Origin of the sequence: Microbacterium flavum (genome assembly GCF_018717645.1) — a bacterium.
Lineage (GTDB): Bacteria > Actinomycetota > Actinomycetes > Actinomycetales > Microbacteriaceae > Microbacterium > Microbacterium flavum.
Window position 1 is genome coordinate 196,315 of sequence record NZ_JAFLHG010000005.1, and the last position, 17,480, is coordinate 213,794.

The 17,480-nt window shown below is 65.6% G+C and carries 16 protein-coding genes; 12 read left to right on the top strand and 4 right to left on the bottom strand.

Annotated elements, in window-relative coordinates:
* Positions 1-147: 147 nt before the first annotated feature.
* The 9 genes from J0P97_RS07285 to J0P97_RS07325 all read left to right on the top strand — a co-directional run bounded on the left by J0P97_RS07285 (position 148) and on the right by J0P97_RS07325 (position 10,233).
* Positions 148-2,145 carry a cytochrome c oxidase assembly protein gene (locus J0P97_RS07285; RefSeq protein WP_215487106.1) on the top strand — a complete coding sequence of 666 codons (1,998 nt, stop codon included), beginning with the start codon at positions 148-150 and terminating at the stop codon, positions 2,143-2,145.
* A gap of 313 nt (positions 2,146-2,458) precedes the next feature.
* The gene (locus J0P97_RS07290) at positions 2,459-2,740 is read left to right on the top strand and encodes a metal-sensitive transcriptional regulator (RefSeq protein WP_215487107.1); all 282 of its coding nucleotides are present in this window, start codon (positions 2,459-2,461) and stop codon (positions 2,738-2,740) included.
* A gap of 37 nt (positions 2,741-2,777) precedes the next feature.
* Complete coding sequence (locus tag J0P97_RS07295; protein WP_215487164.1) at positions 2,778-3,098, top strand: heavy-metal-associated domain-containing protein; 321 nt, start codon at positions 2,778-2,780, stop codon at positions 3,096-3,098.
* Complete coding sequence (locus tag J0P97_RS07300; protein WP_215487108.1) at positions 3,095-5,368, top strand: heavy metal translocating P-type ATPase; 2,274 nt, start codon at positions 3,095-3,097, stop codon at positions 5,366-5,368. The genes J0P97_RS07295 and J0P97_RS07300 overlap by 4 nt, the downstream gene beginning before the upstream one ends.
* 72 nt (positions 5,369-5,440) lie before the next feature.
* Entirely contained in the window at positions 5,441-5,860 is a 420-nt protein-coding gene (locus J0P97_RS07305; protein ID WP_215487109.1) for a DUF6153 family protein, read from the top strand.
* A gap of 89 nt (positions 5,861-5,949) precedes the next feature.
* Positions 5,950-6,534, top strand: a complete 585-nt coding sequence (locus J0P97_RS07310; protein WP_215487110.1) for a DUF305 domain-containing protein — start codon at positions 5,950-5,952, stop codon at positions 6,532-6,534.
* A gap of 56 nt (positions 6,535-6,590) precedes the next feature.
* Positions 6,591-7,472: a WD40/YVTN/BNR-like repeat-containing protein gene (locus J0P97_RS07315; RefSeq protein ID WP_215487111.1), complete on the top strand. Its 882-nt coding sequence runs from the start codon at positions 6,591-6,593 to the stop codon at positions 7,470-7,472.
* A gap of 28 nt (positions 7,473-7,500) precedes the next feature.
* Positions 7,501-10,002 carry a heavy metal translocating P-type ATPase gene (locus J0P97_RS07320; protein WP_215487112.1) on the top strand — a complete coding sequence of 834 codons (2,502 nt, stop codon included), beginning with the start codon at positions 7,501-7,503 and terminating at the stop codon, positions 10,000-10,002.
* A gap of 39 nt (positions 10,003-10,041) precedes the next feature.
* Positions 10,042-10,233, top strand: a complete 192-nt coding sequence (locus J0P97_RS07325) for a YHS domain-containing protein (RefSeq protein WP_215487113.1) — start codon at positions 10,042-10,044, stop codon at positions 10,231-10,233.
* A gap of 563 nt (positions 10,234-10,796) precedes the next feature.
* On the opposite strand, the gene J0P97_RS07330 is transcribed toward J0P97_RS07325, so the two are convergent.
* From J0P97_RS07330 to J0P97_RS07340, 3 genes are read right to left on the bottom strand one after another with little or no spacing between them, the layout of a single operon-like run.
* The gene (locus J0P97_RS07330) at positions 10,797-11,522 is read right to left on the bottom strand and encodes an HIRAN domain-containing protein (protein ID WP_215487114.1); all 726 of its coding nucleotides are present in this window, start codon (positions 11,520-11,522) and stop codon (positions 10,797-10,799) included.
* Positions 11,503-12,414, bottom strand: coding sequence for a hypothetical protein (locus tag J0P97_RS07335; RefSeq protein ID WP_215487115.1), 912 nt, complete (start codon positions 12,412-12,414; stop codon positions 11,503-11,505). Before J0P97_RS07335 ends, J0P97_RS07330 begins: the two co-directional genes overlap by 20 nt.
* Before the next feature lie 49 nt (positions 12,415-12,463).
* Complete coding sequence (locus J0P97_RS07340) at positions 12,464-13,567, bottom strand: HigA family addiction module antitoxin (protein WP_215487116.1); 1,104 nt, start codon at positions 13,565-13,567, stop codon at positions 12,464-12,466.
* A 487-nt stretch (positions 13,568-14,054) separates the two neighbouring features.
* Here J0P97_RS07340 and J0P97_RS07345 point away from each other — a divergent pair, with 487 nt between their 5' ends.
* Genes J0P97_RS07345 through J0P97_RS07355 form a run of 3 tightly spaced genes read left to right on the top strand, consistent with a single transcriptional unit; the run spans position 14,055 to position 16,343 of the window.
* On the top strand, positions 14,055-14,483 hold the full coding sequence (locus J0P97_RS07345) for a hypothetical protein (RefSeq protein WP_215487117.1): 429 nt from the start codon (positions 14,055-14,057) through the stop codon (positions 14,481-14,483).
* Positions 14,480-14,860: a hypothetical protein gene (locus J0P97_RS07350; protein WP_215487118.1), complete on the top strand. Its 381-nt coding sequence runs from the start codon at positions 14,480-14,482 to the stop codon at positions 14,858-14,860. Before J0P97_RS07345 ends, J0P97_RS07350 begins: the two co-directional genes overlap by 4 nt.
* 19 nt (positions 14,861-14,879) lie before the next feature.
* A complete protein-coding gene (locus J0P97_RS07355) occupies positions 14,880-16,343 on the top strand; it encodes a ThiF family adenylyltransferase (RefSeq protein WP_215487119.1) in 1,464 nt (487 codons plus the stop codon).
* A 216-nt stretch (positions 16,344-16,559) separates the two neighbouring features.
* Here the strand turns inward: J0P97_RS07355 and J0P97_RS07360 are convergent, their stop codons facing one another.
* On the bottom strand, positions 16,560-17,477 hold the full coding sequence (locus J0P97_RS07360; protein WP_215487120.1) for a restriction endonuclease: 918 nt from the start codon (positions 17,475-17,477) through the stop codon (positions 16,560-16,562).
* Between the last annotated feature and the right edge of the window lie 3 nt (positions 17,478-17,480).

Here is a 17,480-nt window from a genome sequence, read left to right on the forward strand (position 1 = left end):
CACACGATGGCGCCCAGCGGCGGCTGGTGTAGCGACCGCTCCGCCTGGTTGCGCATCATCCGAACCGAAAGAATCCCCATGACCCTCACGCCCAAAGAGCCGCGCAGGAGAGCGCCCCCGCAGTCCTGTGCGCGCGAGGGAAAACTGATGCCGCGCCCCGAAGATGTGAGGTACCGAGGATTGCGGGCCGTCGGGCCGGCGATCCTTGTCGCGGTCGCACTCATCGTCATGGTCTGGGCGCTGGGGTTCGGTGGCGGTGCCGCGGAGCTCTCATTGGATGACGCCGGCCCGATCGTACGCTGGGGACTTCCGGCCGCAAAGCTGTTCGTGAACCTCGCTGCCGCTGGCATGGTCGGTGCCCTCGTGACCGCGCTGTTTACGTTGCGAACTGGTGAGCGTGAGTTCGATGTCGCCCTCGATGTCGCCTCGATCTCCGCTGCCGTGTTCACCGTTGCCGCCGGCGCAACGGGGTTTCTCACGTTTCTCAGCGTGTTCAACCCCGCGCTCGACGCAGGACCGCAGTTCGGTGCCCAGCTCGGTCGGTTCCTCGTCGAGCTCGAGGTTGGACGCACGTGGCTGATCACGACGGTTGCCGGCGCCGCACTTACTGTGCTGACGTTCGCTGTACGGTCCTGGCTCGGCACGCTTCTGGTCGCACTGCTGGCGGTGGCATCTCTCGTCCCGATGGGGACACAGGGACACTCCGGCGATGACGCTTTTCACCATGAGGCGATGATGGCGGTCATTCTGCACATCATCGGCGCCGCGGTCTGGCTCGGCGGGCTGCTCCTGCTCGTCGCGGTCCGGCCCGTCCTGGATCGGCGCCGCATCCCGGATGTCGTCGCCCGGTACTCGAGCCTCGCCCTGGCCGCGTTCGTGCTCGTCTCCGTGTCCGGCACGGTCCGTGCGGCTATCGGATTGCAAGAGTGGTCTGCGTTGTTCTCTCCCTACGGCGCGATCCTTGGCGTCAAGGTCATCGCACTTATCGGGCTGGGGCTCTTCGGGGTGTGGTATCGCGCTCGCCTGGTCGGCAGGATGCGGGACTCCGACGCGGCATCCCGCGCCTTCTGGATACTGGTCGCGTTCGAGCTGGGATTGATGGGCGTGGCCAGCGGTGCCGCAGCGGCGTTGGCACGCACCCCGCCTCCGAACCCGGTCCCGCTTCCCGAGATTCCCTCACCGGCAGAACGCCTCACCGGTGCACCATTGCCCCCGGAGCTCACGATCGAACGGTGGGTCACCGCATGGAACGTAGACCTGTTGTGGGCGGTGGTCGCTGGCTTCGCGGTCTTCTTCTACCTCGCTGGGGTGTGGCGGTTACGCCGCCGAGGTGACGCATGGCCGGTCTACCGCACGATCATGTGGGTCGCGGGAATGGTGCTGCTGGTGTGGGTCACCGGTGGGGTCATCAACGTCTACCAGGACTACCTGTTCAGCATGCACATGGTCGGGCACATGCTCCTCACCATGGCGATACCGGTACTTCTGGTCGCCGGAGCCCCCGTAACCCTCGCCGCCCGAGCGATCCGCAAGCGCGACGACGGCACCCGCGGGGGCCGGGAGTGGATCCTGTGGGCCGTGCACTCCCCAGTCGCGCGCGTGCTGACCAACCCATTTGTCGCGGCAGGCCTCTTCATCGGGTCGTTGTGGATCTTCTACTACACCGACCTGTTCCGGTGGTCGCTGTATGACCACCTCGGCCACCAGTGGATGATCGCGCACTTCCTCATCACCGGCTACCTCTTCGTACAGTCGCTGATCGGCATCGACCCAGTGCAGTGGCGGCTGCCGTACCCCGGCCGGCTACTGATGCTCATCGGCATCATGGCGATGCACGCCTTCTTCGGTATCGCCATCATGATGCAATCGGGGCTGATGGTCGCCGAGTGGTTTGGAGCGATGGGCCGCACGTGGGGAGCCACCCCGTTGGAAGACCAGTACATAGGCGGCGGCATCGCCTGGTCGATCGGCGAGATCCCGACGCTAATCCTCGCGATCACCGTCGCAGTGCAGTGGAGCCGTAGCGACGTACGCGAGACGAAGCGCCTCGACCGGCACGCTGACCGCACCGGTGAAGCTGAACTGGACGAGTACAACGCACACCTGCACGAGCTCGCCAAACGCGATACCCGCGGCCGCAACTGAACGCCCCATCGGCAGGTTGTATCGAGACCGGCCAGGTAGGCCACCTTATGACCCGATAGCTGATCTCCGTGTCCCCGAACCTGTGGCGTTCAACGCCCCACGGAGGCGGTTGCCCGCCTCAACCCAGCTGGGGCAATCGTCGATATGAAGCACCTCGATGTTCACGCCCGCATGATCCTCCAAGGTGTCCGAAATCGCGCAGGGTTCTTGCGATAGGGCGCGTCGTGCTCCCTTGACCTGCGGGCATCCTCGCCTTCAAGCGTGGGCTGCTCCCGGAGATAAAGATACGGTAGGGGGGTATAGTATTGACGCTATGAACGGCTACGCGGGGAACAAGGACGACCTGCTCAAGCGCCTCAGTCGCGCGGAGGGTCAGGTCCGCGGAATTGCACGGATGGTCGAGGAGGACAAGTACTGCATCGACATCCTCACCCAGGTGTCGGCGGCGACAAGCGCGCTTGAGACGGTCGCATTGTCGCTGCTGGCCGATCATCTGTCCCATTGCGTTGCGGAGGCGACCGCCGAGGGCGGCGCCGTCGCGGCGGAGAAGATCCGAGAAGCGAACGACGCGATCGCTCGCCTCGTCCGCTCCTGACCCCACCCCCGGAAACGAAAGGCCACACATCATGACCATGAACGAGCGCACCGACCTGGGTCTGACCGACTCCGCCGCCGGATGCAGCTGCTGCGCCACGGCATCCGTCCCCGACACGCAGCCCGCCGCATCCACGGTCGCGGAAGAGGTGCTGGTCGATGGGATGACGTGCTCGCACTGCGTGATGAGCGTCACCGAGGAGATCTCCGCGATCGACGGTGTCGACAGCGTGTCGGTCGATCTGAAGGCCGGCGGAACCTCGCGGGTCACGATCCACAGCGCCGCGCCGATCGATGCCACACGCGTGCGGGCCGCGGTGGAGGAGGCGGGGTACGCCCTCGCCGGCACACCCGTATGAGCACCGTCGATGTGGACCTCGATATCTCGGGCATGACGTGCGCCTCCTGCGCTACCAGGATCGAACGCAAACTCAACAAGATTCCGGGTGTGGAGGCGACGGTCAATTACGCGACCGAGAAGGCTCGCGTGCACGCCGACGGGGTGGAGACGGCGCAGCTGATCGCGGCGGTCGAATCCGCCGGCTACTCCGCAGCCCTTCCCGCCCCGGTCATCGATGAGTCCACGTCGGCCGCAGCACCCACCGAAGACGTCGAGCTGGTGTCCCTGCGCCGCCGGCTGCTGATCAGCACCGTGCTGGCGGTGCCGGTCGCGCTTATGTCGATGATCCCGGTGCTGCAGTTCACGAACTGGCAGTGGCTCGCGCTGACCCTGACCGCGCCGGTCGCGGTGTGGGGTGCGTGGCCGTTCCACCGCGCGGCGTTCGTTAACGCCCGCCATGGGGCAGCGACGATGGACACCCTGATCAGCCTCGGCGTCATCGCTTCGTTCGGCTGGTCGCTGTACGCGCTGTTCTTCGGCATGGCGGGGATGTCCGGCATGCACATGACCTTCACCCTGTTCGGCAGCCCGGAAGCGGGAAGCGGAGAGATCTACCTCGAGGTCACCGCCCTTGTCACGGTGTTCATCCTTGCTGGCCGGTACGCCGAGGCTCGCGCGAAGAAGTCCTCATCCAAGGCTCTGCGCGCCCTGCTCGAGCTCGGCGCCAAAGACGCCACGCGCCTCGTTGGCGGAGTGGAGCAACGGGTCCCCATCGCGCAGCTTGCCGTACGGGACCGTGTGCTGGTGCGCCCCGGCGAGAAGATCCCCTCAGACGGTCTCGTCGTGGACGGGGCCTCGGCGATCGATGCCAGCATGCTGACCGGCGAGTCCGTTCCGGTCGAGGTCACCGTCGGATCCCGGGTCGTAGGCGCCACCGTGAACGTCGGCGGGCGTCTCATCCTCGAGATCACAAGGGTCGGGGCAGACACCGAACTGGCGCGGATGCAGCGGCTGATGGATGAAGCCCAAACCGGCAAAGCACGCGTGCAGCGCCTGGCCGACCGGGTCTCCGCCGTGTTCGTTCCGATCGTGATCCTCCTCGCGATCGTCGCGTTCGTCGGATGGCTGCTGGTCGGTGGCTCCCTCGAGGTCGCGTTCACCGCTGCGGTGGCGACGCTGATCATCGCCTGCCCGTGCGCACTGGGCCTGGCTACGCCCACGGCGCTGCTAGTCGGCACCGGACGCGGGTCACAGCTGGGCATCCTCATCAGAGGGCCGCAGGTGCTCGAGCAGACCCGTCAGGTCGACACAATCGTGCTGGACAAGACCGGCACCATCACCCAGGGCGCGATGACCGTCACCACCGTCTCGGCGGCGCCGGGCGTCACCGACCAGGAACTGCTGCGGATCGCGGCCGGCGCGGAGTGGGGGTCCGAACACCCCGTGGCGCGGGCCATCGTGAGCGCTCATCACGGTGCGCCACCGGTGGCGGAAACGTTCGCGTCTCACGCCGGGTTCGGCGTCCAGGCGGTTCTGGAAGGCTCGCTGGTCGTGGCTGGACGCCCGGAGTGGGTGGAGGACCAGTGGTCCGTTCATCTGCCGATCCGTTTCCGCGGTGAGGCTGAGGTGCTGGAGGCTGCTGGGGGCACGGTGATCGCGGTCGCCCGCGACGGGGAGTTCCTCGGTATCGTCGCGGTCTCTGACACCATCAAGCCCACCAGCGCGGACGCGATCGCCCGATTCCGTGCCCTGGGCTTGCGTCCTGTGCTGCTCACCGGCGACAACGCCGGCGCCGCCGAACACATCGCGGGTCTGGTCGGGATCGACGAGGTTCGGGCTGGAGTCACCCCCGCCGGGAAGCTCGACGCTATCCGGCAGCTGCAATCCTCGGGGCGGGTCGTGGCGATGGTCGGTGACGGTGTGAACGATGCCGCGGCCCTCGCCGCGGCCGATCTCGGCATCGCGATGGGGGGCGGGACGGACGCCGCCATCGCCGCCAGCGACGTGACCATCGCCTCCGGCGATCTCCTGGTTGTCGCGGATGCGATCCGACTGTCGCGTCGCACCCTGGGCACCATCAAGGGCAACCTGTTCTGGGCGTTCGCGTACAACATCGCCGCGATCCCGATCGCGATGCTCGGCCTGCTCAACCCCCTGGTTGCCGCCGCAGCGATGGCCCTGTCGTCGGTGTTTGTGGTGACCAACAGCCTCCGCCTACGACGGTTCCGACCACCGCCGGCGGAGTCCGTGCCCGCCGCACCCGCGACGCGAGTACCGCAGCCCGCTTGAGACCTGATGGCCGGGCGGTTCCATGCTGGCCAACAGGGACAATTACCCTGAAGGGAAGGAGGTGAGATCTCGATGATCGCTCTCGCGCAGCATCTGCGCCGCAGCCCATACGGGCTGGGCCGTTCTGTGCTGCTACTCATCGCCCTCACCGCCGCGCTCATCATCGGGCTGCTCGCGATGCATGCGATGAGCAGTGTCACCTCTCACACGACCCCGGCGGTCACAGCCGTGTCCATGCACGAAATGGACACTGCGCACGGTGATGCCATACAACCCGTCGAGGAAGGTTGCGCAGACTGCGGCGGGCATGAAGCCATGCTCGCGATGGCGTGCGTGCTAGCCCTCCTTGTGGTGTCGGTTCTGTTCTTGTTGCCCCGAACAGGTCTCACCTGGGTCGCCCCCCTCCGCCGGGCCGGACCCCTCATGGTCGCCGGCCGGGGAGCGCTGTCTCGACCACCCTCTCTTCTCGTTCTCTGCGTCAGTCGTACGTGATGGCAGCTCGCTGACCCGTCAGGGCAGCGGAGCTTTCGCGCGCGATCACACCGATCGTGCGCGCCACACAGACGACTGAGGAGAACCACATGAAGAACCGTGCCGCGGCGACCGCCGCGATCACCCTGACCGCGCTGCTTGCCCTCGCCGGCTGCGCCGGCACCACCACTGGCGGACCGGGCAACATGCCCGGAATGGGCTCATCGGCATCCCCCGCTGCCGACGTGAACAACGCCGATATGCAGTTCACGATGATGATGATCCCGCACCACGAACAAGCCGTTGAGATGGCCGACATGATCCTCGGCAAGGACGGCATCGACGAGCGCGTTATCACCATGGCGGAGCAGATCAAGGCCGCGCAAGGTCCGGAGATCGAGCTGATGGAGTCCTGGCTTGCTGACTGGGGCACCCCGATGGGTGACATGGACGCAATGGATCACGGGGGGATGATGTCGGACACCGACATGCAAGCCCTCGAGGACGCCACAGGTGCACAGGCATCCCGTGTCTTCCTGGAGCAGATGATCGTCCACCATGAGGGCGCGATCGACATGGCGCAGACCGAGGTCGACAACGGTCAGAACGCCGATGTCATCGCCCTGGCAGAGGCCATCATCGCCTCACAGACCACCGAGATGACGACGATGGAGGACATTCTCGCGACCCTCTGACCGTCAGGGGCCGGCCGCACCCGACGGCCGGTCCCTCACATAGGGAGACCGCCACTATGAAGACACATTCACGCACCCTCGCCGCTATCGGCCTCGCCACGACGCTCACCCTGACCACCGCCGCGTGCACCGCTGCATCCGAGAGTGAGACCTCGCTCGATCTCATCCCGCACGTCCACGACGTCGCTTTCGACCCGCGGGGGGCGCTGCTGGTCGGCGCACACACCGGCGCGTACCGGGTCGATCTCAGCACCGACGAGGTGTCCCTGATCGGAGAGACCGCCTTTGATGCCATGGGGCTCACCATCCAGGCGGACACGATTCTCGCCTCCGGCCACCCCGCCCCGGACAACCAGGACGACACCTTCACCGCGCCGAACATCGGCCTTGTCCGGCATACCCAGACGGGCTGGGAGCAAGTGGCCCTCGCGGGGGTCACCGACTTCCACATGCTCGCCGCCAGCCCCGCCGACCCCGACTTCCTTCTCGGGCTGCCCTCGGACCGGGCGGTCCTGGCTGCCAGTAGTGACTCCGGGCAGACCTGGACTGACCTCGGTCCACTGACCGCACGGGACATCAGCATAGACACGATGAAAGCCGATGTGGTCACCGCCACCACACCGGAGGGTCTGATGGTCAGCCGCGACGGCGGCATCACCTTCACCACGGTCGCCAACGCACCTGCGCTCCTGGTCATCACCGCCGACCCCACGGTGGAGGAGGGCATCATCGGGGTCGATTCGGACGGCACGATCTGGACCGGCGGCACGACGGAAGGGGCCGTCTGGAAAACTGCCGGGCGCGCTACCGGAGTCGCCTCGGCGATCGCCGCCAGCTCCGACGGCGCTGTCGCGATCGCTGACGAAGGCGGGGTCCGCGTCACCACTGACGCCGGAAACACCTGGCGGCTTCTCATCAGGACGAACGCTTCAGAATGAACCACTACCGCACTGAGAGGAGAAGACCATGAGCAACGCGAGGCGAACCGTGGTGTTGGAGGTCGAGGGGTTGTCCTGGGCGTCCCCGAAGGCCACGGTCGAGGCCACCCTGCTCCGGCAGGCGGGTGTCACCGATGTCGAGGCGAACCCGGTCTCCCAGACCGCGAACGTGACCTACAACCCCGAGCTGACCTCACAGGCTCAGCTCCGGCAATGGATCATCGAGTGCGGCTACCACTGCGCCGGCCAGTCCGTCCCCGAGCACATCTGCGATCCCGCCGACGACCCCACCCAAGCGGCGCAGACCGACCACAGCCCGCACCCGACCGAACCACACGTGCCGGTGCCCGGCGATTCACCGCCCCTGGGCGCGGCGAGCCCGGCTCACGATCATTCAGCGATTACCAGCCCCGCCACTGTGCGGGGCGAGAAGGCCGCGGACCGGGGCCTACACCAAACCCCGGATCACGGCGGCCACGAGATGGCAGACCGCAGCATGCAAGATGTGATGGGGCACGGCGGAAGCCACGCGGGCATGTCCATGGCGTCGATGATCCGCGACATGCGCAATCGGTTCATCGTGGCCGCCGTGCTGTCGGTGCCGATCATCTTGTGGTCCCCGATCGGGCGGGAAGTGTTCGGGTTCACCGTTCCTGCACCGTTCGGGCTGCGCGATGACGTGTTCTCGCTGGTCCTCTCCCTGCCCGTGATTTTCTACTCCGCTTGGATCTTCTTCGACGGCGCCTGGCGTGCCCTCCGTGCCCGAACCCTGGACATGATGGTGCTGGTCGCTGTCGGTGTCGGTACCGGCTGGCTATACAGCGTGGCGGTCACCCTCACCGGCGGCGGTGAAGTGTTCTACGAAGCGGCTACCGTGCTTGCCGCCTTCGTTCTGCTCGGCCATTGGGTGGAGATGCGCGCCCGCGGCGGCGCCAACGACGCGATCCGAACCCTGCTTGAGCTCGCTCCTCCCCGGGCAGTCGTGCTCCGCGACCGCGAAGAGGTCGAGGTCGCCACCGCCGACGTCGTCCCCGGCGATCTCATGCTGGTGCGCCCCGGCGCGAAGATCCCGACCGACGGCACCGTCGAAGAGGGCGACTCTGAGATCGACGAATCCATGGTGACCGGAGAGAGCCTGCCGGTCCTCAAGACTCCCGGCTCTGAGGTGATCGGCGCCACCGTCAACACCACAGGGACCCTGCGGGTGCGGGCCACCAAGGTCGGAGCCGACACCGCCCTCGCGCAGATCGTCGCGCTCGTCCAAGAAGCGCAGAACTCCAAAGCCCCCGGGCAGCGTCTCGCCGACCGGGCGGCGTTCTGGCTGGTCCTGGTCGCCCTGATCGGCGGCACAGTCACCTTCCTGGCCTGGTGGCTCACCGGCTCCCCGGTACCCACCGCGATCCTGTTCGCCATCACTGTGGTGGTGATCACCTGCCCCGACGCGCTCGGACTGGCCACGCCCACCGCGATCATGGTAGGAACCGGACTCGGCGCCAAACGCGGCGTGCTGTTCAAGAACGCCAGCGCCCTGGAATCCGCCGCGCACATCGACACGGTCGTCCTCGACAAGACCGGCACACTGACTAGGGGCGAACCCGAGGTCACCGACTACCTGCCGATCGGTATGAACGACATCGAACTGCTCTCCCTCGCCGCCGCCGCGGAACGCGAATCCGAGCATCCGCTCGCCAAAGCGGTCGTCGCATACGCCGACGCCCGCAACATCCCTCGCCGCACCGCCACTGCATTCCGGAATGTGACCGGGCTCGGCGCCGTCGCGACCGTCGACGGGCGCCGCGTGGTGATGGGCAACACCCGTCTGATGGCCGACGAGGGCATCGACATCAGCACCATCGAGGTCGCCCTGCACGAACTGGCCTCCACGGGCCGCACCGCGATCGCATTCGCCGTGGATGGCGAGGCAGCGGGGGTGATCGCCCTGGCCGACGCGCCGCGAGAGACCGCCGCCGCAGCGATCACCGCCCTGCACGAGGCCGGCATCGAAGTCGTCATGCTCACCGGCGACAACGAACCCACCGCCAAACGCATCGGCTCACTGCTGGGCATCGACACCGTCATCGCCGAAGTCCTCCCGGAAGACAAATCCGCGCAGATCGCCGAACTGCAACGGGCGGGCAAGAAGGTCGCAATGGTCGGCGACGGCGTCAACGACGCCCCCGCCCTCGCCCAAGCCGACCTGGGTATCGCCATCGGTGCAGGAACCGATGTGGCCATCGAGACCGCCGACGTCGTCCTGATGCGCTCCGATCCCCTTGACGTCGCGATCGCGCTCCGGATCGGGAAAGGCACCGTCCGCAAAATGCGACAGAACCTCGGCTGGGCCATCGGCTACAACGCCGTCGCCCTCCCGATCGCCGCCGGCGTGTTCGTCTCCTCACTGGGGATCATGCTCAGCCCCGAGATCGCCGCCATCTCGATGTCCGGATCCAGCGTCATCGTCGCCGGCAACGCGCTCCTCCTGAAGAGACTGCGCCTGCCCTCCCCTCCCGCTTCGACTCCGGCATCCTGACAGTCACCTCCAACCCAATCCGAACCCGAGGAGAATCTCATGACACATCACACCGACGACGCGACAGATCACGCGGAGTTCGTCACAGACCCGGTCTGCGGAATGCTGATCGACCCGACTACCTCCGCCACTAGCCGCGAGCACGACGGCACCACGTTCTATTTCTGCTCAGTCGGGTGCGCAAACACCTTCGACGCGGATCCTCACCGCTACGGCCACCCACACCCGTGAGGAATCACGGGACCGGTGCGCGGGCGACTGTGGCTCGCACGACCCGCGAACCGGCCCCCTCTCACACGGCCCTACCAGCCGCCACCCGGTAGTCCTTACCAAATCATTACATCGCCGCCCGAATCGGCGCTGTGCAGTCAAGGCTGCGTGCCCGTCTCCTCACCCTTACTGGAGCCGCCCCTACCTCGAGGCCCTACGCGACTGGGAGACAGCCTGCGGCAACTCGCGACCACCCCGGCTGCGGCTCGTAAGCGCGCGCAGAACAGCCCCGGCCTGCCACGGAGAGACGGACGGCGACTCGACGTCTCATTGCATTTAGTGCAACGACAAGATCGACCAGTGCAACCAAACGGCGCCAAGTGCAACGAGAGCCCGTTCCCGACAACGACTGTCGGGAACGAGGTGGGATGACACTGGATGTCACCTCAGGCGCGCGTGCGTTGCGCTATCGGAGCGTCCTTGCCGTGACACTTTCCGACCCGACCGCCCGCAGTGGAGACCGGGCTGACCTATCCGGCCGCGCCCACCTAGTCGCGGCGCACGACGGCCGTGCCGAGCAGCAGCTAGCCGCGGAAGGCATCGAGGCGGCAGAGCACACGAACGTGGGCTGGTGCGTCCGGGTTGACTCGCTCTGCGATCGCCGTGATCGACCAGCCGTCCTTGACTCGAGCGTGGACATCTGCGCAGAGCCAGTCCGGGACGTACCCAAACTTCTGACCATCGAAGGTGTTAACGAGGACCGCCTTCGGATTCACCTCGTTGCCTTCTTCTAGCTCGAGGCGGAGCGTCGCGCCATTCTGGAGGGTCGCGACGGCGCCATCCGAATCGACGAAATGCCGAACGCCTGAAACGAAGAACCGGCTCGTGAGCCGATCAGCGTTGGCGAGCGGCAGCTCGACGATGTGGAAGGTGTCGGTTGCCCTACCGCCGCCAGTGCGAGCCAAGACCTCGAATGGGACATCGTCCGAGCTGAGATCCTCAATGCCGAGCCAACTCAGATAGCGACCGTAGTGCGGCCGGTCGACGGAGAGAATGCGATTCGCGAAGAACGCCGGGACCTCATCGGAGACGTAGGCAGTGTCGCGATCAGGGTATTCGAGCAGTGGGACGAATGCAGGGTCGTCCCACGCACCCGGGAGGTATTGGAAAGCGAATCGACCGGAGGGGAGTGCGTCGAGTTGGCCCACCTTGACGAAGAGCCTCGACACCGGGTTCTGCCAGACCAGGATGAGGGTCTTGCGGCTCGCCGTGAGATCGAGTTGGTCTCGGTCAAGTGCCTGAGTAGCCATCGAGCAACCTCCTTCGATTCGTCGCCAACAGCCGAACTACGAATGTATGGGTGACCTCAGACATTATCGCGCGAGGGACCTGTGAGACGACGGAATGAACTGCATCTTGCGAGATCGCGTCGAGTCGTTCGACCCAGAAGCGGCGAGCCGTAGGCGAGGCGAGGCCAAGCGCGCTCCAGGCGAGTTCCGTGAGTTTGGGCTTTCCCGCGAAGTGGTGGCTGGTCCCGCGTTCCACCCAGCGCATCAAGTGGAGTTCGTCGTCCAACATTCGTACACGTCGCTCGTCCCGTTCCTGGAAGCCGAGCGCGTTTCCATGGTCGAACGAAGGCGCCAGGCGACGCTCATCCCCACGGAGGATGACCGCCCAGTTCTCGTGATGACGGTCGCGTCCAGCGACCCAGGCATCCATGAGGAGATAGCCAGCCCAGACGTCGAAGGCTGTGAAACCTCCTGGCCACTCCGTGTCGGCCGGTGGCCCAACCTCCTCGAGGGCATCCCGGACCGCGGCCAAGGTATAGCCCTGGTTCTCGCCCTGGACTGATTGATCGTAATCGGCGAACCGTGCTGACAGCACGCTGTTGCCATGATCGAGATACTCGAGACGGTCCCGAAGCACCGACCTGGACACGATCGCTCGCCGGCCTTCCAAAAGTGCTGGGCGCACTGTCGCGCTGGGGACACCGAGCTGTTCCGCGAATTGGTGGACGGTCCACTCGGCCCAATCCTCCCCGCTGACAGTCCCATCGAGCTCGTCGAGGCGCGCCAGCTTGAGCAGCCACTGTCGCTCACCGAACATCGGCAAGTCGACCCACCACTTCTCCTTCGATCCCATCGGTTCGTCGGCTTCGGCCGCACCGCGGACGAAATGAAGAGGCTCCCAGGCGGTCGGCACGGGGATGACCCTACCGGCGACTCCCGACGGCCGAATCGCCGAATCGCCCTTAACTCAGCGACTCTGCAAGATCGACCTTGGCACGCAACTTCGCGATCGGTCCGCCCCAGGTGCTCGTTAGGAAGGCCCATTGGCCGGCCACGACGCTCGGCGCAACGCCCAGTGTCTCGGCCAGTGAAACTATCTGCGCGGGGGTCGTCGCTGCCTGTAGAAGCTTCTTGTACGCGGGCGGTATCAGGTGCGTCTCGGCAAACTTGTTGGCTGCAACCTCTTGCGCATCGGCGTTGTCGTCGGCCTTGAATCCGTCGTCCACGAACGTGCTTCGCTTGGGGTGGAGCAGGACGTGGGCGATCTCATGAAGGATCGTGAACCACAGGCCGTCGAGCGATTTGTACCGGCTCGTGACAGCGATCATCGGGGTTCCACTTATCCACCGCGACACACCACTGATCCGCGTGTTTGGTATCTCTGGGACAAATACGAGGACTACTCCGGCATCAAGCAACAGTGCCTGAGCTTCTAGGAAAGCCGTGTCGATTTCCTTCACGGTGAGCTTCGGGATGGCGTGTGCAGCTGAGCGGAGCTTCTCACTATCGAACTCCGGTGCGTTCTCGACCAGAGCGGATGAGTGAAGCTCGGACAGACGGATCCACAGGGCAGTGAGGTCCGCATCGATCGTGTGAAGTTGACTGCGCTTGTAGGAGGCTTGCGGCTCCAGCCATGTCTTGTCGTATGCGGCTGGGGACGCGACGCCGAAGAACTGGAGTAGCTTTTCCGCGACCTGCGGCCCCTTGTCTGCAGCGTCGATTACATTTCGCTCGATCAGAATCTGCCGAGGGAAGTCTGAGGCCCACCCCACGAAGCCAGCAAGCGCGTCTCGTCTCTCGGCGCGCGCCTGATGGGTTTGGTACGCAGTCTCTAGGCGCAGCCACGTTTCGGCTGGTGTCCCAAGTACCTGCTCCAGCGTGACTGCAACATCTGGAGAGAGGGGCGCGGTGCCCTTGATGACGAGGTTGATGTGTTTTGTGCTCAGCCCCGTGCGCGCTGCGAGTTGCGCCTGGCTGATCGAGTGTTCGTCGAGCTCACGCTGCAGTATGCGGCCGGGTCGCGGCGCAAAGTCGAACTGGGCGTCTCTTGCCTTGTAAGTAGTCATAGTCCCGGTCAGCTCGCGCGCCGAAGAACTGATCGACCGCGAACATGCAAGTCCTGGATGAGGAGTGCTTCTGCTGCGGAGTAGTCGAGCGCCGACGCTCCACCAGCGATGATGCGTGGAACTCCGGCTTGGTTCAGTGGCCGTGCGTGCATGTCAACCTCCTGGATTGAAAGAGCTAGCGTTCCTGCTCGAATCTCCATTTGGACACTCCGGAACTGGGCGAGATCGCCGAGACGTGGTGCTTGCGCTATGAGGCTGAGGAGGTCCTCGGCTGCTTCGACTTGGCCGCGCGCGGCGACGCGCAGGCGTGCGGCGGATGTGCAGCAGCTCTCCAGCTGAGGATCAGACCATGCGAGCAGCAAGCTTTACCTCTTTGGTAAACGGAAATCGTGTACAATGGGATTTACCCGACAGGTACATGCTACTCGCTCTCACTCGGAGCGCGGGAGCAACACGGTGTTCGCTCACCATAGGAAGGAGGGTCATTATGACCCCCAACACTCCCGTCAAGCTCACGATCGTCATCGATGGCAAGGCTCACGTCACCTTCGACGAGGATCAGACCGCTGCGGCGCTGCTGCGCCTGGCAGGCCGCGAACCGAAGGTCTTCGATCTGTTCCTCGTTACTAAGAACGGCGTCGAGGAGAAGGTCAAGGACGGCCAGATCATCAATCTCAAGGACGGCGAGCGGTTCCGCTCGCGCCAGCACGCCCGCTTCACCATCGACGGCGAGCCGTTCCGCACGTACGACGAGGATCAGACCGCGGCCGACCTGCTGCGCCTCGCAGGTGTCGAACCGGCCGGCTATGACCTCGCCCGCGTCGGCGCTCCGGCATCGTTCCCCGACGACGAGATCGTGATCATCGTCGACGGTGACGAGTTCGTCACCGCGAAGCACGTCGGCGGTGTCGCGTGACCGACACACAGGACCTGCCCGAGGCGGCCCAGCAGTTCATCGATGACATGACCGCTGCGGGCGCCCCGGCCAGGGCCGACGGTCCCCGAATTCTCTACGACATCACGCCAGTGAACGGCGCCCTCGCCGGCCAGGTCGTCGCCACCGGCGTCAGCCTCAACGAGGTCCAGAGCTGGCCGGCGGTGCCACCGCACTGGATCCACCTGCCCGAGACCGTGCGCTTCGAGCAGACCAACATCGACAGCTCCGACTGCGCGCCCGGATTCGTGCGGCACTCCCGCGACTACAACTACACCGACACCTCGATCGCCCCGGCCCGCGCGTGGCTGAGTCATGTCCGCGGCTTCGTCTCCATCGCCATCGCAGAGGAGGCCTGACATGCGGTACTCGGTAGCCATGACAGGCGAGGTCGAAGCAGCAATGCGCGATCACCTCATCCGTGACGACGGGCAGGAAGACGTCCTCGTCGCCACCTATGTGCTCTCCTCCGGCCTCGAGCGGACAACCGCTCTCATCCGGTCCATCATCCTTCCTCGCGAAGGCGAGCGTCATGTGCACGGCAACGCCTCGTTCACGAGTCGCTACGTGCTCCGCGCAGCGAGCGAAGCACGCGCTGCCGGCCACGGACTGGTACTCCTGCATTCCCACCCGGGCGCTGAAGGCTGGCAGCACCTGTCCGGGATGGACTGGGAGACTGAATCCGAGTACGAGCGCGTGGCGCGTACCGCCACGAAGATGCCCCTCCTCGGTATGACCCTTGGTGGTCACGACACCGCTTGGTCGGCACGCTTCTGGTTCGATCGCACCGCGCCGACCTGGGCCGAGTCGGTCCGGTCAGTCTCCTCCACCCTCGGGGTTACCTGGAACGATGAGCTCCGCGCTGTGCCGGGCGTCACGTCCTCGCAGGAGCGCACCGTCTCCTCCTGGGGTGAACGCGCCCAAGGCTCGATCTCGCGGCTCCGAGTCCTCGTCGTCGGAAGCGGCAGCGTCGGTCTAGATGTCGCGCAGCGCCTAGCGGCGACCGGTCTGGTCACAGTGGGCGTGATGGACTACGACGGGGTCGAGGCTCGCAACCTTGACCGCATGATCGGCGCCACCCGGCTCGACGCTGCCCTCGGACGATCCAAGGTCGACGTCGCATCACAGCTGATGAAGTCCGCCGCCACGGCCCACAAGATCGATATCCGCCGCCACGAGGTCAGCATCACCGACCCCGAAGGGGTGAGCATCGCCCTGGACTACGACGTGATCTTCTCTTGCGTCGACCGTCCCTGGCCGCGCGCGGTGCTAAACGGACTCGCGTACGCCGACCTCATCCCCGTCATCGACGGAGGGATCGCGCTCGACACCTTCAAGGACGGTCGCATGCGCAACGGGATCTGGCGCGCCCACACCCTCGTGCCCGGCCGGCCCTGCATGGGCTGCATCGGCCAGCTCGTTGCAGGTGACGTCTCCCTTGACAAGCTCGGACTCCTTGATGACCCGGAGTACATCAAGGGTGCAAACCGCGAGACTCCGTCGCGCCAGAACGTTGCGGCGCTCTCGGCCAGCGTTAGCAGCGCGCTCTTGGCACAATTCGTCAGCCTCACAGCCCACCCGGGTCGCCGAGGCGTTCCCGCCCCGCTTCGATACATCTTGTCCAGCCACACCCTCGAACACAGCACCGCAACGTCCGGCCCCTACTGTCCCTACGAGAACGCCACGACGTTGGGTGATCGGCGTACGCCCATCGCGGAGCGCCGCGATGACTGGCGGATCACCGTTGCCGCCCGCGCCACGACGAAGCACTCCCTTCGCCTCCGCGTCGCCGCTTGGGTCGAGCGTCTTGCGCGGCGCACCATCGATCGCATCGTTGATTAGTTCTCTGACGTAGTGCTCTCGTCATCGCGGGCTGTCAGGTTGCCCCTACGCACATGCTTCGCGGCGAGTCTCGGCACGCTGAGCCGAGGACTGGGTCGCGGGGATCTGCGGCGTCCCTACATAGCGGATGAGCACCTCTTTCTCAGGTGTCACGGAAGTCGTGCATGCAGACGTGCATTCTCGTGGGGGTTGCCCTGGCATTCGGGCACCGAGTGTTCAAATCTCGACGAAGAACTCCGGGTTCACCCAGATCTCTTCGACGATGCGGGCCGACACGCCGAGCTCGTAGCGCAGAAGGAGCTCGCACAGTCGATCCCCGTCGATGAGGTCGACCGGTGTGGCGCCGTCGCGTGATGCCTCTGCCTTCGCAGCAGCGGTGAACGCGCCTGTCGTGATTAGCAAGCCCTTCTCGCCTCGCCCTTGCAATGCGCCGCGGAAGTCTCTCACGTCGCCAGCGCCCACGCTGCCCTTGTAGCGCTTGCATTGGAAGTAGACCGGGAACGAGAGTAGGCCAAGCCGGTAGATGCCGATCCCGTCGATGCCCTGGTCGCCGGAGCGACCCGTCACGGTGACGGACTCGAAGTCCGCCTCGCGGAGCAGACGCTGTGCAAGCCGCTCGAACTGGGTCGGACTGAACGCGTCGGACGTGAGCACGCTGATAACGCGTTCCTTCCAGGACGCCGAGGGGGCGGCTTCAAGCGACTCGTCCGGCTCGTCGTCATTGCCGACGAGCGGCGCCCCTGTGGGCAGTGGTTCCCCGCGTGCGGCTCGTTCGAGCGCGGCCTCTTTGATCTTCTCGGCCTTCATCCGGAACAGCTCGGCCACGCGCTGCGAGTCTGTGACGGTGGGGTTGGTGAGGAACTGGTCGCCCGCCTCCGTGATCGCCCAGACGCCCCGCGCTGAGTTGGTGAGGAGCCCGAAGTACTTTAGGTAGGTCCTTGCCCAAGCGACGCGATAGCCGATCTTCGTCTCGGGGCCTTCGTTGTGCAGGACATCCTGCTGCGCCTCCGTGAACTGCTCGAGCTTGATGACCATGCTGACGATCTCAGAGATCGACCCGGACCCGCCCAGATGGGCAACGGCCTTGAGCGTCGGCAGGAGGAGATCCGAGAACTTGGGCAGCGGGACGGTCATCTC

Bases quoted from the DNA above. Each gene is read 5' to 3' on its own strand.
- J0P97_RS07355 (WP_215487119.1), top strand. From the start codon at position 14,880: ATGACAGGCGAGGTCGAAGCAGCAATGCGCGATCACCTCATCCGTGAC.
- J0P97_RS07340 (WP_215487116.1), bottom strand. From the start codon at position 13,567: ATGACTACTTACAAGGCAAGAGACGCCCAGTTCGACTTTGCGCCGCGA.
- J0P97_RS07285 (WP_215487106.1), top strand. From the start codon at position 148: ATGCCGCGCCCCGAAGATGTGAGGTACCGAGGATTGCGGGCCGTCGGG.
- J0P97_RS07345 (WP_215487117.1), top strand. From the start codon at position 14,055: ATGACCCCCAACACTCCCGTCAAGCTCACGATCGTCATCGATGGCAAG.
- J0P97_RS07330 (WP_215487114.1), bottom strand. From the start codon at position 11,522: ATGGCTACTCAGGCACTTGACCGAGACCAACTCGATCTCACGGCGAGC.
- J0P97_RS07320 (WP_215487112.1), top strand. From the start codon at position 7,501: ATGAGCAACGCGAGGCGAACCGTGGTGTTGGAGGTCGAGGGGTTGTCC.
- J0P97_RS07290 (WP_215487107.1), top strand. From the start codon at position 2,459: ATGAACGGCTACGCGGGGAACAAGGACGACCTGCTCAAGCGCCTCAGT.
- J0P97_RS07325 (WP_215487113.1), top strand. From the start codon at position 10,042: ATGACACATCACACCGACGACGCGACAGATCACGCGGAGTTCGTCACA.
- J0P97_RS07310 (WP_215487110.1), top strand. From the start codon at position 5,950: ATGAAGAACCGTGCCGCGGCGACCGCCGCGATCACCCTGACCGCGCTG.
- J0P97_RS07305 (WP_215487109.1), top strand. From the start codon at position 5,441: ATGATCGCTCTCGCGCAGCATCTGCGCCGCAGCCCATACGGGCTGGGC.
- J0P97_RS07360 (WP_215487120.1), bottom strand. From the start codon at position 17,477: ATGACCGTCCCGCTGCCCAAGTTCTCGGATCTCCTCCTGCCGACGCTC.
- J0P97_RS07295 (WP_215487164.1), top strand. From the start codon at position 2,778: ATGAACGAGCGCACCGACCTGGGTCTGACCGACTCCGCCGCCGGATGC.
- J0P97_RS07300 (WP_215487108.1), top strand. From the start codon at position 3,095: ATGAGCACCGTCGATGTGGACCTCGATATCTCGGGCATGACGTGCGCC.
- J0P97_RS07315 (WP_215487111.1), top strand. From the start codon at position 6,591: ATGAAGACACATTCACGCACCCTCGCCGCTATCGGCCTCGCCACGACG.